The sequence below is a fragment of the Kitasatospora sp. NEAU-CNBT7 genome (genome assembly GCF_057220535.1).
In genome coordinates, this window is record NZ_JBXQQB010000021.1 from 15,364 (window position 1) to 27,727 (window position 12,364).

The window sequence follows — 12,364 nt, forward strand, 5'->3', positions numbered from 1 at the left end:
GCGCCTCCGTCCGGGAAAGGCGCCGGGCGACGAGCGCCTCGATCGGCCCGCGACGGGCCCGACCGCGGCGACGGGCGGAGTGTGGGGCGGGGTGAGGGCGGCCGGGCGTGCGCACGGCCGTACGGGCTCCGTCCGTCGACCGCCCGCGTGCGGCTCCGTGCGGTCGGGCCCGGCCGATCCTGCCGCCGGCCGACCCGCCGGTCCGCCGGCCCGGACGCGGCCCCGCAGGGGCGGACCGGGTGGTGCCGCGCCCGCCCCGGGCCCTGGCCGGCCGTCAGCGGCCGTGGTAGGCCGCGAGGTCGGGGACGGCGCCGAAGCCGACGCCGTAGGCGCTGACGCCGCGGCCGTAGGCGCCGAGCAGGACGCCCGGGGCCTCGCCGGCCAGCACCCAGCCGTACTCGGACTCGCGGTAGCGGAAGGGCTGCGGCAGGCCGCTCACCGGGAGGGTCAGCGAGGACCAGCCGGGGCCGTCCAGGTCGTCGGCGAGGTCCCAGGCGAGGTTGGACTGCTGGTCGAGCCAGTCCTGGCGCAGACCGCGGTCGAGCTGGCCGGGCCAGGTCGCGGCCAGCAGCCCGGAGCCCGCCAGCCAGGCCGCGGACGAGGCCGAGGTGGCCTCCAGCGTCCCGGTGTTGTCCGCGCTGCGGCGCCCGGGTCTGCGGGCCACCGTCACCACCACCGCGAACCGGCGGGAGTCCCGGGCCTCGGGCTGCTTGGCCGGCTCGTCGCCGTGGCCGAGCGACCCGTAGTCCGCGCCGCCCTCGGCCTGCCCGCCCCGGGCCCCGCCCGGGCCCGCGCCGACCTGGCCGAGCCAGCGGCGGCCGGTCCAGCCGTCGTCCAGCCCGTACCAGGGGAAGTCGGCCGCCAGGTACGGCGCCAGCGGGTCCACCGGCGCCGCCGGCACCCTCCTGCCCGTCACCGGGCGCTCCGGCCCGGGGGCACCGGGCACCCCCGCCGGGGCCGTCCCCACCGCACGACTCGTCGCGTCCATCCGGCCGCCTCCTCCACACAGCTGTCCCGTCCCGCGGCGCGCTCCGGATCGGCGCCCCCCGCGGCATTCAGCACAATAGCGGCGGACACGGCTGCGCCCCGCTCAGCCGGGCGGCGGGGCGGGGCGCGATACGTCGGCGGGCGGACCCGGGAGGCTCAGGTGGCGTCCGGGTCGAACGGCGGGCGCTCGCCCGGCGCGGGCGCGGCGGCCTTGGTCAGGTCGGCGGCGGCCGGGGCCGCGGCGGCACCCGCAGCGGCCGCGGCGGGCGCCGCACCGGCGGTCTCGCTGTTCAGCACCGACTTGATGTCCAGCCCGTCCTTGAGCTCCTTGAAGCCCAGCGGGTCCTCGTTGCTCCCGAGCAGCTGCTTGCGCACGAAGGTCTTCGGGTGGAGGTCCTGGAACTCGAAGTCCTGGAACTCCGGGCCCAGCTCGGTGCGGATGTCCTCCTTGGCGCTGTCCGCGAACGAGCGGATCTTGCGCACGAAGCCCATGGTGTCCTGGATCAGCTTCGGGAGCTTGTCCGGCCCGAAGATCACCACGGCCATCACGAGCAGGGTGATGACCTCGAGTGGGCCTATGTCAGTGAACACGTAAGCTCCCCAGCTCCTATGGACGAACCCGATGAGCTCTGCGGACAGCGGACAACGGTCATTACAGCGTAATGGCCACCGGCCGGTCCATGCCCCCACCGCGTGATGAAGCGGTGGTGAAGAGACCACCGGACCACCGGCGGCCCCCGCCGGCCGGGCGTGGGCCGGGAGGGCCCGCCGGGCGCCTCAGCGCAGCAGCTGGTGCGGGTAGCCCACGGGCGTCGCGGCCGGCTGGTACGGGCCCGGCTGCTGCGCCGTACCGGGTGACGGCGAGGAGGCCAGGTGGCGGACCGGGAAGTCCACCGGCAGCTCCGCCGTGACCGGGAGCACCGCGCCGGTGCCGGGACCGCGGACCGGGGTGACGGTGGTGCTCTGCTGGTCGTCACCGGCGCCGGTCACACCGCCGACCCCGCCGACCCCGCCGAGGGTCACGGCGGCGACCGAGAAGGCGCCGGCGGCGGCGAACACGAAGCGCCGGCCGCGCGGCGGGGCGGGCCGGAACACCGGCGCCTCGGCGGCGGCCGCCAGCGGCCGCACGGACGGCAGCGGGCCGCGCCGGGCGGGTGCGAACGGCTGCGGGCCGGGACGCTCGGCCCGCGGGTCCACCCCGGGTATCGGGGCCTGCGCCCCGAGCGCGCCCCCGCCGAACGAGGAGCCTGCGCCGCGGCCGAACGAGCCGCCGGTCAGCCGGCTGCCGCCGAGCGTGCCCGCGGTGGCCTCCGGGGACACCCCGGTGACCCCGCCGCCCGGGCCCTCGCCGGGCTCGTCGTCGGGCAGCGCGGCGACCGCCATCAGCCGGGACATCAGCATCGAGGACGGCGCCGGGGTGACGGTGCGCGTCAGCAGGTGCTTGACCGCGCGGCCCTCGTCCGCCTCGGCCAGGCACTGGGGACAGGTCGCCAGGTGCGCCTGGACCCGCTCGCGGGAGTCGTGGCCGAGCTCGCCGTCCAGGTAGGCGGAGAGCCGGTCGCCGAGATGGTGCTCGTCCGCGGCGGGCTCGGCCGGCCGCACCGGGACGGCGTGCAGCGCGAGCGCCTGGTCCTCACCGCGCCGGCCCAGCTGGAGTCGGCCGGCCCCGCGCCGGGAGCGGCCGGCCTCCGCCGGGCCGCCGCCGCTCACGAGCCCCCCCGGTCACTCTCACCGGCGGGCGCGGCGCCGACCGGCAGCGGCTCCTCGGATCCGCCGCGACGGGCGCGGCCGGGCACGGTGCCGGGCGCGCGGTGCTTGAGGGCGGCCCGCAGGTGCGAGCGGCCGCGGTGGATCCGGCTGCGCACCGTCCCGAGCTTGACGCCCAGGGTGGCGGCGATCTCCTCGTACGACAGGCCCTCGATGTCGCAGAGCACGACGGCGGCCCGGAACTCCGGGGCCAGGGTGTCGAGCGCCTGCTGGACGTCGGCGTCGAAGTGGGTGTCGCTGAAGTGCTGGGCGGGGCTGGGCTCGCGGCTGGGGAGCCGCTCGGCGGCGTCGTCCCCGAGGGCGTCGAAACGGATCCGCTGCCGTCGGCGCACCATGTCCAGGAAGAGGTTGGTGGTGATCCGGTGCAGCCAGCCCTCGAAGGTGCCGGGGGTGTAGGTGGACAGCGAGCGGAAGACCCGGACGAAGACCTCCTGGGTGAGGTCCTCGGCGTCGTGCTGGTTGCCCGTCAGGCGGTAGGCCAGGCGGTAGACCCGGGCGCTGTGCGCCTCGACGATCTCCTCCCAGCTCGGCGGCGTCCAGCCCTGCGCGTCGGGCCCCTCTGCGAAGGTCGCGCGCGTGGCGGCGGCCTCGGCCACCGGGTGGTCGGCTGCGGTCGACGTGTCCAGGGGGGATTGCACAGACTGGTTCATCACGGGCTTCGGCGTACGGGCCGACGAGGTGCCGCGGAAGTGCCGCCGCACAGGGACGTCGCCCTCGGCCACACCTCCTCGGTCGGCTCTTCTGCCCAGCAGGGCCACCACCATATCCACCTCACCCGTCAGATCTGGATAAGAGCAGTCCGCTGCCCGCCTGGCCGGGCAGGCTCCCTGCCCGGGCCGGGTGGTGCGCGGTCGGATCGTCCGCTCCCGTGCTGGGACAACGGCCGGTCGCCGAACGCGGTTCCCGCCCGGCCAGTAGTGTGTGGCGGGAAATGTCGACATCAGGTCGGCATCCGCCGCTCGGGGAGAGGCAGCCATCACCGACTTCGGGCCCGCGCGCGCGGCCCTCGCGGACACCTACGTGGGCGAGGACGCGGTGCTGACCTACGCCCGGGCGCAGTCCGCGCGGCTGGGCATCCGGGCGATCGGGCCGAGCGGCGGGGCCTGTCTGCGGCTGATCGCGGCGGCACTGGACGCCAAGGCGGTGGCCGAGATCGGCACCGGCACCGGGGTCTCCGGCGTCTACCTGCTGCGCGGCATGCGGCCGGACGGCGTGCTGACCACCGTCGACGCCGAGCCGGTGCACCAGCAGTACGCCCGCGAGGCGTACCACGCGGCCGGCTTCGCCTCGAACCGCTCGCGCTTCATCCCCGGCCGGGCGCTGGACGTGCTGCCGCGGCTCGCCGACGGCCAGTACGACCTGGTGTTCTGCGACGGTGAACCGGCCGAGTCCCAGCAGTACCTTGCAGAATCGTTGCGCCTGCTCAGGCCCGGCGGGATGGTCTGCTTCGAGGGGGTCTTCCAGGAGGGCCGGCTGGCCGAACCCGACCAGCACGACCCGCAGACCCACGCGGTCCGCGAACTGGTCCGCGAGGTCCGGGAGAGCGAGCGGCTGCTGCCCGCCCTGCTGCCGGTCAGCGACGGGCTGCTCTGCGCCGTCAAGCGCTGAAGCCCCCGCGGGCTGCCTCCGGGCCTCCCGGGGGCGGGCGGGCGCGGGCCCCAGCGGGCCCGTCCGGGCCTCCCAAGGGCCCCTGGCGGCCCCGGCAGGACAGGCGAAGGGCCCGCGCCCTGACTCGGACACGGGCCCCGCACACAGCTCGGGAGACGAGGGCAGCTCCCGCTAGGTCAGTCGCAGACCTTCTTCAGCGCCTCGCCCAGCTCTTCGGCCTCCGTAGGCGTGAGCTCCACCACGAGGCGTCCGCCGCCTTCCAGCGGAACGCGCATGATGATGCCTCGCCCCTCTTTGGTGACCTCGAGCGGGCCGTCACCCGTCCGCGGCTTCATGGCCGCCATGCTCGTTCCCCTTCCTGCAACCGCGCAGTTTCGTACCGGAAGTCCGTCCACCGCCGGTATCGAACGCATTGATCGGAAGCCATTATCCCGCATGCGGCGCCCCGATGACCAACATCACCCCCGGGACAGGGGCCGACCGGCCCTCCGGGACCGGCCCGGGGGCGGGCCCGGGCCGTACGGGACGGTGTTCGACACGCTGCGCCGGGGTGCGCTACCTCACACTCCCCAGCCCGGCCCGGCCTCCGTCATGCTGGCCTGGCATCCGTAGCAGGACCGCCCCACGACTCCCGGGAGCCCTCAGCCCATGACCGACTCCGTGCTGTACGAACTCTCCGCCGGATTGGCCGTCGTCACCATCAACCGGCCGGACGCGATGAACGCGCTGGACGTGCCCACCAAGATCGCCCTGCGGGACGCGGTGACCGAGGCCGCCGCCGACCCCGCCGTCCGCGCGCTGCTGCTGACCGGCGCCGGCGAGCGGGCGTTCTGCGTCGGCCAGGACCTCAAGGAGCACCTGGGCCTGCTCAAGCTCGCCGAGGAGACCGGCGCGGCGCGGCTGAAGACCGTCTCGGAGCACTACAACCCGCTGGTGCGGGCGCTCGCCGGGATGCGCAAGCCCACGGTGGCGGCGGTCGGCGGGGTCGCGGCGGGCGCCGGCGCCTCGCTCGCGTTCGCCTGCGACTTCCGGATCGTCGCCGACTCGGCCGGCTTCAACACCGCCTTCGCCGGGATCGCGCTGACCGCCGACTCCGGCGCCTCCTGGACGCTGCCCCGGCTGGTCGGGCACGCCCGGGCCACCGAGCTGCTGATGCTGCCGCGGACCGTCAAGGCGGACGAGGCGCTCGCCCTGGGCCTCGCCACCAAGGTCGTCCCGGCCGCCGAACTGGCCGCCACCGCCCGCGAGTTCGCCCAGCAGCTGGCCGAGGGCCCGACCGTCGCGTACGGCGCGATCAAGGCCTCGCTGTCCTACGCCGCCGACCACTCGCTCAGCGAACTGCTCGACAAGGAGGACGAGTTGCAGACCCTGGCCGGGGACAGCGAGGACCACCGGATCGCGGTGCGCGCCTTCCTGGCCAAGGAGAAGCCGGCCTACCTGGGCCGCTGAGGACCGCGGCCGGGCGGCGCCGACCCGGGCCGCCCGCGCCGAACCACCGGGCCGGGCACCGGTCCTGCCGGCGTCCGGCCCTACCGGCGCCCGGTCCGCACGTGGCAGTCGGCCAGGTGGTCGTCGACCAGGCCGCAGGCCTGCATCAGCGCGTACGCGGTGGTCGGCCCGACGAACCGGAAGCCGTTCTTCTTCAGCGCCTTGGCCAGCGCCGTCGACTCCGGGGTCACGGCCGGCACCTCGGCGAGGGTGCGGGGGGCCGGCCGGTCGGGACCGGCGGCGAACTCCCAGATCAGCGGGTCCAGGCCGCCGTCGAGCGCCCGGGCCGCGCGGGCGTTGGCGATGGTCGCCTCGATCTTGGCCCGGTTGCGGATGATCCCCGCGTCCTGCATCAGCCGCTCGGCGTCGGCCGGGGTGAACTCGGCCACCTCGGCGATCCGGAAGCCCGCGAACGCGGCGCGGAAGCCCTCCCGGCGGCGCAGGATCGTGATCCAGGACAGCCCGGACTGGAACGCCTCCAGCGAGATCCGCTCGAACAGCTGGTCCTCGCCGTGCACCGGTCGGCCCCACTCGGTGTCGTGGTAGACCCGGTAGTCGTCGGAGGACTCGCCCCAGCCGCAGCGCAGCAGCCCGTCCGGGCCCTCGACCGCGCCGCTCACCGCTCGCCCGACCGGTCGGCGGGCTGCTCCGGCGCCCCGGTCCCGGCCTCGCCGACCACCTTGGCGAACGCCTCCAGGCCCGGCAGCGGCTCGACCCCGGCCGCCCCCTCCGGGGCCGCCTCGACCGCGCCGCGCAGCACCGCGGCCGCCTCCAGCTCGGCGATCCGGGCGTCCCGGTGCGCGAGCTCGGCGGCGAGCCGGTCGAGCACGTCGTCCACCTCGCCCATCCGGTAGCCGCGCAGCGCCATCGGCAGGCGCAGGGTGTCCACGTCGTGCGGGCCGAGCGGGCGGTCCTGCGGGAGCCGGACGTCCAGCCGGTCGTGCTCGGCGTCCGGCAGCGAGCCGCCACCGCCCAGCGCCACCAGGGCGGCACCGCCGACCACCACGGCCATCGCCACCACGATCACCCAGAACACGAGCTGTCCTCCAGAGTTCACGGCCGGCCCCGACAGAGGTGGGATCATGGTCCCCAGAAGGCCGGGGCCCATCATTGCACCCGGAGAAGCTGCGGAGGAGACACTGGTGGCACTGCGCCTCGGCCCACGGGAGTTCGGCAGCGACGAGCTGGTGATCATGGCGATCGTCAACCGGACCCCGGACTCGTTCTTCGACCGCGGCGCCACCTTCGCGGACGAGGCGGCGTTCGCCGCCGCCGAGCGGGCGATGGCCGAGGGCGCCGCGATCCTCGACATCGGCGGGGTGAAGGCCGGGCCCGGCGAGGAGGTCACGGTCGAGGAGGAGCTGCGGCGCACCGTCCCGTTCGTGGCCGAGCTGCGCCGGCGCCACCCGGACGCCGTGATCAGCGTGGACACCTGGCGGCACGAGGTCGGCGAGGCGGTCTGCGAGGTGGGCGCGGACCTGCTCAACGACGCCTGGGGCGGGGTGGACCCGAAGCTCGCCGAGGTCGCCGCCCGGTACGACGTGGGGCTGGTGTGCACCCACGCCGGCGGTGCCGAGCCGCGCACCCGGCCGCACCGCAAGGGCTACCAGGACGTGATGGCCGACATCCTGGAGGTCACCGTGGGACTGGCCGAGCGGGCCGCCTCGCTCGGGGTGCGGCGGGACGCGCTGGTCATCGACCCGGGCCACGACTTCGGCAAGAACACCCGGCACTCGCTGGAGGCCACCCGGCGGCTGCCGGAGATGGCCGCCACCGGTTTCCCGGTGCTGGTCTCGCTCTCCAACAAGGACTTCGTCGGTGAGACCCTGGACCGCCCGGTGGACCAGCGGCTGATCGGCACTCTGGCCACCACCGCCGTCTCGGCCTGGCTGGGCGCCCAGGTGTACCGGGTGCACCAGGTGGCCGAGACCCGGCAGGTGCTCGACATGGTGGCCTCGATCCGGGGCACCCGGCCCCCGGCGGTCGCCCGCCGGGGCCTGGCGTAGCGGCCGGACCGGACCTACGCGGGGGTCCCGTTGGGGCGGCGGCTCTCCTCGAGGATCTTCAGCACGTCGTCGATCTCGTCGGTGACGTGGAACAGCTCCAGGTCCTGCGGGGAGGCCTTGCCCTGGGCGACCAGGGTGTTCTTCAGCCAGTCCACCAGCCCGCCCCAGTAGGCGGTGCCGAAGAGGATCACCGGGAAGCGGGTGACCTTCTTGGTCTGCACCAGGGTCAGCGCCTCGAACAGCTCGTCCAGCGTGCCGAGCCCGCCCGGCAGCACCACGAAGCCCTGCGAGTACTTCACGAACATCGTCTTGCGGACGAAGAAGTACCGGAAGTTCAGCCCGAGGTCGACGAACTCGTTGAGCCCCTGCTCGAAGGGGAGCTCGATGCCGAGCCCCACGCTGAGCCCGCCGGCGTCCGAGGCGCCGCGGTTGGCGGCCTCCATCGCGCCCGGCCCGCCGCCGGTGATCACCGCGTAGCCGGCCTCGGACAGCGCCCGGCCGATGGCCACGCCGGCCGCGTACTCGGGCGAGTCCACCGCGGTCCGGGCCGAACCGAACACGCTGATCGCGGCCGGGAGTTCGGCCAGCGCGCCGAAGCCCTCGACGAACTCCGAGGTGATCCGCCAGACCCGCCACGGGTCGGTGTGCAGCCAGTCGGTCGGGCCGGTGGTGTCCAGCAGGCGCTGGTCGGTGGTGCTGGTGCCGACCTGGTCCCGGCGCAGCAGGACCGGGCCCTTCTGCTTCTCCGGCCAGGGCTTCTTCCGCTCGGGCGCGCCGAACTCCTCCGGAACGGTCCCGTCGTTGGTGTCATCTCCTGTGGCTGTCATGACGAAACCCTACGCCCGTGATGACGTCTTTTCGGGAAACACCGGAGGGCGTGGAGTGAAACCGACGGCCCCGCGGCCGCGGCCGGCCGGGCTCAGCCGAGCCAGTCCCGCAGCCGCTGCTCGACCTCGGCGATGGCGCTGAGCGAGCAGTGCTCGTCGCGCTTGTGCGCGAGGTTCGGGTCGCCCGGGCCGTAGTTGACCGCCGGGACGCCGAGCGCGCTGAACCGGGCCACGTCCGTCCAGCCGAACTTGGCCCTGGCCCCGCCGCCGACCGCCGCCAGGAAGGCCCGGGCGGCGCTGCGGCCGAGGCCCGGCAGCGCGCCGGGCGCCGAGTCGGTGACGGTCAGCGGGTACCCGTCGAAGACCTCGCGCAGGTGCGCCTCGGCCTCGGCCTCGGACCGGTCCGGCGCGTAGCGGAAGTTGACCGTCACCACGCACTCGTCGGGGATCACGTTGCCGGCCACGCCGCCGTCGATCCGGACCGCGTTGAGGCCCTCGCGGTACTCCAGGCCGTCGATCTCCACGGTGCGCGGCCGGTAGCCGGCGAGCAGGGTGAGTACCCCGGCGGCGTGGTGGATGGCGTTGTCGCCGAGCCAGCTGCGGGCGGCGTGCGCGCGGGTGCCGGTGAGGGTGATCTGGGCCCGCATGGTGCCCTGGCAGCCGCCTTCGACCATCGCGCCGCTGGGCTCCAGCAGGACCGCGAAGTCGGCCGCCAGCCAGTCGGGCCGGGCCGCGGCCAGGTGGCCGAGGCCGTTACGGGAGGCCTCGATCTCCTCGCAGTCGTAGAAGACGAAGGTCAGGTCGCGGTTGGGCGCGGGCAGTGTGGCGGCCAGCCGCAGCTGGACCGCGACGCCGGACTTCATGTCGGAGGTACCGCAGCCGTAGAGCAGGTCGCCGTCCACGTACGAGGGCAGGTTGTCCGCGATCGGCACGGTGTCCAGGTGCCCGGCGAGCAGGACCCGCTCGGCGCGGCCGAGCATGGTGCGGGCGACCACGTTGTTGCCGTACCGGTCGACGGTGAGGTGCGGGAGGGCGCGCAGCGCGGTCTCGACCGCGTCGGCGAGCGGCTGCTCGTCGCCGCTGACGGAGGGGAAGTCGACCAGCTGCGCGGTCAGGGCGCCGCCGTCGAGGCTCAGGTCGAGGGGTGTGTGCGGGCTGCTCATGGTCGCCCAGCCTATCGGTGCGCCCGGCCGCCGCCCGGCCGGACGCAGGTCGGGGGCGTCGGCGGGCAACCGGATCGCGGCGCCGGGACGTCCGACTGGGTACGGTGTGCGGGCGTGTTCGGAGAAAAGGAGCTGAGGTGTCCGAGGAGACGAACGGCGGGACGGCCGGCTCCCGAGCGGCCGGGCGGCGCCGTCGGCCGCTGCGGCGGATGCTGACCGGGCTGGTGGCCCTGCTGGTGGTCGCCGGCCTGGTGGTCTACCTCAACCGGGACAAGCTGATCGCGCCGCCGGAGGGCTGCAAGATCGACACGGCGGCGGGCTCCGGCACGCTCGACCTCACCCAGGCCTCCAACGCCGCGACCATCGCCGCGGTGGCGCTCTCCCGCGGGCTGCCCGAGCGGGCGGTGACCATCGCGCTGGCCACCGCGATGCAGGAGTCCAAGATCCACAATCTGGAGGGCGGCGACCGGGACTCGCTCGGGCTGTTCCAGCAGCGCCCCTCCCAGGGGTGGGGCACCGCGGAGCAGATCAAGGACCCGGTCTACGCCACCAACAAGTTCCTGGACAGCCTGGTGAAGGTGCCCGGTTACGCCCGGCTGCCGCTCACCGACGCGGCCCAGCAGGTGCAGAAGAGCGGCTACCCGCAGGCGTACGCCAAGCACGAGACCAACGCGACGCTGGTCTCCGCCGCGCTCACCGGCCGCGAACCGGCCGCCCTGACCTGCGTGGTGCACGAGCTCTCGGTGCCCTCGCCCGCCGCCCCGGAGACGGCCGCGGGCGCGGCGCCCGCGGGCACGGCGCCCGCGGGTGCGGGGGCCGCGGGTACGGGGGCCTCGGGTACGGCCGCTCCGGCGGGCTCCGCCGCGCCCGCCGGCCCGCAGCAGCCCGTGACGCTGGGCGACCGGGTGCGCCGCGAGTTCGGCAAGGCCGTGGTGGTGGCGTCCGCGCCGAAGGCCGCGAAGGATCCGCGCGAGGTGTTCGCGCTCACCCCGCAGCCGACCGCGACGGCCGACCCGGGTCCGGGTGCGCAGCGGCAGGCCGGCTGGGCGGTGGCGCAGTGGGCGGTGGCGCAGGCGCAGGACCTGGGGATCGGCAGCGTGCGCTTCGACGGCAAGGTCTGGAAGGTGGACCGGCCGACGGACGGCTGGAAGCCGCAGGCGGACGCCGCGGGCACCGACCGGGTGCTGATCACGCTCGGCGCCCCGGCGAAGAAGTAGCGGCCCGCCGGGCCCTCCCGCCCCGTACCGGCCCGCCCGGACACGAAGCACCCGCGCCCCGGCCGGGGCCGGCCCTCGGGCCGTGCCGGCCGGGGCGTCCTTGCGTGCCGCCCGGGGTGTTGACGGACTGGTGAGCGGGTTACCGCCGGGCGGGTGATTGATGTCAATCCGGGGTTGCCGCCGGCGGTGGCCGGCGGCCTGCTTCCCGGGGGTGGGGGCGGTCCCGCGGCAGGCCTGTCACGGCAAGCGGAGTGACGATTCTTCAGGCCCGCCCCACCGGGCGAGATGTCCGGTATGCCAGAAAGAGGATCGTCCGATGTTGAGCAACCCTTTACCTTGACCGGCCGAAACCTTCTCGCTCCTCTAGCGGTAATCACGTCGTCCGCCCGACGGGACACCCGTCCTCGGGGGTACGCCGGGCATCCTCACCCCTTAGGAGCACCATGTCTCACCCCCTCAAGCGCCGGATCGCCCAGGCCGCGCTGCTCGTCGCAGCAGCCGGTGCGGCACCCATGGCCGTGGCCCAGGCCGCGTCCGCCGCCGACCTGGTGCCGCCGACCGACCTGGGGGCCGGCCTGACGTCCACGCTCGAGGACGCGCCCAGCTCGTCCTCGACGGTGCAGGACGCGGCCCACGAGTTCGGCCAGGTCGCCGGGGCGACCGGCGCCGAGACCGTCTCCACCGGGGTTCCGCTGGCGGCCGACGCGGCCGGCCGGACCCTCGCGCACGCCCTCCCGGACACCAACCAGTCGCTCGGCAAGGTGACCTCCCCGGCCGGCAAGACCGCCGCCGCGGCCGGCACCCTGTCCAAGCTGGCCGCCGTGGCCGGCCCCGCCCTGGTCGAGAAGGTCGGCCCCGCGGTCACCGACAAGGTCGCCCCGGCGGTCACCGACAAGGTGGTCCCGGCCACCACCCGCAGCGCCTCCGCCGCGAGCTCCCCGCTCGGCGCCGCCTCCGGCCTGCTGCCCGCCGGCGCCCTGCCCACCAGCGGCCTGCCCGGCACCGACGCCGTCACCGGCCTGACCCACGCCGTCCCCGGCGCCGACTCGCTGACCTCGCTGGGCCACCCGGCCGCCGAGAACCGGCTGGGCGGCGTCCCCTCCCTGGGCTCCGGCAACCCGCTGGAGGGCCTGACCAACGGCGGTCTGACCAACGGCGGCCTGACCGGCCTCGGCCCGGTCACCGGCCTGCTCGGCGGTCTCGGCGGCGGCGGCCTGGGCCACTGACCCCGCCCGCCGGACAGCGGGGAGGGGGGGGGGGGAACCCAGGGGGGGGCATCCCCCCCCCCCCTTTCATTTCCC

The 12,364-nt window shown here is 75.3% G+C and carries 14 protein-coding genes; 5 read left to right on the forward strand and 9 right to left on the reverse strand.

What is annotated here, in order from left to right; translation table 11 throughout:
* Positions 1 to 274: 274 nt before the first annotated feature.
* From AC2TEW_RS24935 to sigE, 4 genes are all read right to left on the reverse strand, one after another.
* A complete protein-coding gene (locus AC2TEW_RS24935) occupies positions 275 to 988 on the reverse strand; it encodes a hypothetical protein (RefSeq protein ID WP_484625583.1) in 714 nt (237 codons plus the stop codon).
* A gap of 155 nt (positions 989 to 1,143) precedes the next feature.
* Complete coding sequence (locus AC2TEW_RS24940) at positions 1,144 to 1,578, reverse strand: sec-independent translocase (RefSeq protein ID WP_484625584.1); 435 nt, start codon at positions 1,576 to 1,578, stop codon at positions 1,144 to 1,146.
* 186 nt (positions 1,579 to 1,764) lie between these two features.
* Positions 1,765 to 2,697: a zf-HC2 domain-containing protein gene (locus AC2TEW_RS24945; protein ID WP_484625585.1), complete on the reverse strand. Its 933-nt coding sequence runs from the start codon at positions 2,695 to 2,697 to the stop codon at positions 1,765 to 1,767.
* A complete protein-coding gene (sigE, locus tag AC2TEW_RS24950; RefSeq protein ID WP_051812561.1) occupies positions 2,694 to 3,404 on the reverse strand; it encodes an RNA polymerase sigma factor SigE in 711 nt (236 codons plus the stop codon). Before sigE ends, AC2TEW_RS24945 begins: the two co-directional genes overlap by 4 nt.
* A gap of 370 nt (positions 3,405 to 3,774) precedes the next feature.
* On the opposite strand from sigE, the gene AC2TEW_RS24955 reads away from it, so the two are divergent.
* Complete coding sequence (locus AC2TEW_RS24955; RefSeq protein WP_484625586.1) at positions 3,775 to 4,362, forward strand: O-methyltransferase; 588 nt, start codon at positions 3,775 to 3,777, stop codon at positions 4,360 to 4,362.
* Between the two features lie 176 nt (positions 4,363 to 4,538).
* Here the strand turns inward: AC2TEW_RS24955 and AC2TEW_RS24960 are convergent, their stop codons facing one another.
* On the reverse strand, positions 4,539 to 4,706 hold the full coding sequence (locus tag AC2TEW_RS24960; protein WP_199520338.1) for a DUF3117 domain-containing protein: 168 nt from the start codon (positions 4,704 to 4,706) through the stop codon (positions 4,539 to 4,541).
* Positions 4,707 to 5,010: 304 nt separating this feature from the next.
* Between AC2TEW_RS24960 and AC2TEW_RS24965 the strand changes: the two genes are divergently transcribed.
* A complete protein-coding gene (locus AC2TEW_RS24965; protein WP_484625587.1) occupies positions 5,011 to 5,811 on the forward strand; it encodes an enoyl-CoA hydratase-related protein in 801 nt (266 codons plus the stop codon).
* Positions 5,812 to 5,891: 80 nt separating this feature from the next.
* On the opposite strand, the gene AC2TEW_RS24970 is transcribed toward AC2TEW_RS24965, so the two are convergent.
* Both AC2TEW_RS24970 and AC2TEW_RS24975 read right to left on the reverse strand, forming a co-directional pair.
* Complete coding sequence (locus AC2TEW_RS24970) at positions 5,892 to 6,470, reverse strand: DNA-3-methyladenine glycosylase I (RefSeq protein WP_484625588.1); 579 nt, start codon at positions 6,468 to 6,470, stop codon at positions 5,892 to 5,894.
* Positions 6,467 to 6,886, reverse strand: a complete 420-nt coding sequence (locus tag AC2TEW_RS24975; RefSeq protein ID WP_484625589.1) for a DivIVA domain-containing protein — start codon at positions 6,884 to 6,886, stop codon at positions 6,467 to 6,469. Before AC2TEW_RS24975 ends, AC2TEW_RS24970 begins: the two co-directional genes overlap by 4 nt.
* Before the next feature lie 157 nt (positions 6,887 to 7,043).
* On the opposite strand from AC2TEW_RS24975, the gene folP reads away from it, so the two are divergent.
* The gene (gene folP / locus AC2TEW_RS24980) at positions 7,044 to 7,856 is read left to right on the forward strand and encodes a dihydropteroate synthase (protein WP_484625687.1); all 813 of its coding nucleotides are present in this window, start codon (positions 7,044 to 7,046) and stop codon (positions 7,854 to 7,856) included.
* Between the two features lie 14 nt (positions 7,857 to 7,870).
* On the opposite strand, the gene AC2TEW_RS24985 is transcribed toward folP, so the two are convergent.
* On the reverse strand, positions 7,871 to 8,683 hold the full coding sequence (locus AC2TEW_RS24985) for an LOG family protein (protein ID WP_484625590.1): 813 nt from the start codon (positions 8,681 to 8,683) through the stop codon (positions 7,871 to 7,873).
* A gap of 92 nt (positions 8,684 to 8,775) precedes the next feature.
* Positions 8,776 to 9,846: a succinyl-diaminopimelate desuccinylase gene (dapE, locus tag AC2TEW_RS24990; protein WP_484625591.1), complete on the reverse strand. Its 1,071-nt coding sequence runs from the start codon at positions 9,844 to 9,846 to the stop codon at positions 8,776 to 8,778.
* 209 nt (positions 9,847 to 10,055) lie between these two features.
* Here dapE and AC2TEW_RS24995 point away from each other — a divergent pair, with 209 nt between their 5' ends.
* Together AC2TEW_RS24995 and AC2TEW_RS25000 are read left to right on the forward strand one after the other, a co-directional pair.
* Entirely contained in the window at positions 10,056 to 11,063 is a 1,008-nt protein-coding gene (locus AC2TEW_RS24995; RefSeq protein WP_484625688.1) for a VldE C-terminal domain-containing protein, read from the forward strand.
* A gap of 443 nt (positions 11,064 to 11,506) precedes the next feature.
* Positions 11,507 to 12,289 (forward strand): hypothetical protein, encoded by a 783-nt coding sequence (locus AC2TEW_RS25000; protein WP_484625592.1) that lies wholly within the window; start codon positions 11,507 to 11,509, stop codon positions 12,287 to 12,289.
* The last annotated feature ends 75 nt before the right edge of the window (positions 12,290 to 12,364 follow it).

Coding starts and splice junctions, on each gene's coding strand:
- AC2TEW_RS24935 (WP_484625583.1), bottom strand. CDS start 988: ATGGACGCGACGAGTCGTGCGGTGGGGACGGCCCCGGCGGGGGTGCCC.
- sigE (WP_051812561.1), bottom strand. CDS start 3,404: ATGAACCAGTCTGTGCAATCCCCCCTGGACACGTCGACCGCAGCCGAC.
- AC2TEW_RS24960 (WP_199520338.1), bottom strand. CDS start 4,706: ATGGCGGCCATGAAGCCGCGGACGGGTGACGGCCCGCTCGAGGTCACC.
- AC2TEW_RS24965 (WP_484625587.1), top strand. CDS start 5,011: ATGACCGACTCCGTGCTGTACGAACTCTCCGCCGGATTGGCCGTCGTC.
- folP (WP_484625687.1), top strand. CDS start 7,044: ATGGCGATCGTCAACCGGACCCCGGACTCGTTCTTCGACCGCGGCGCC.
- AC2TEW_RS24985 (WP_484625590.1), bottom strand. CDS start 8,683: ATGACAGCCACAGGAGATGACACCAACGACGGGACCGTTCCGGAGGAG.
- dapE (WP_484625591.1), bottom strand. CDS start 9,846: ATGAGCAGCCCGCACACACCCCTCGACCTGAGCCTCGACGGCGGCGCC.
- AC2TEW_RS24995 (WP_484625688.1), top strand. CDS start 10,056: ATGCTGACCGGGCTGGTGGCCCTGCTGGTGGTCGCCGGCCTGGTGGTC.
- AC2TEW_RS25000 (WP_484625592.1), top strand. CDS start 11,507: ATGTCTCACCCCCTCAAGCGCCGGATCGCCCAGGCCGCGCTGCTCGTC.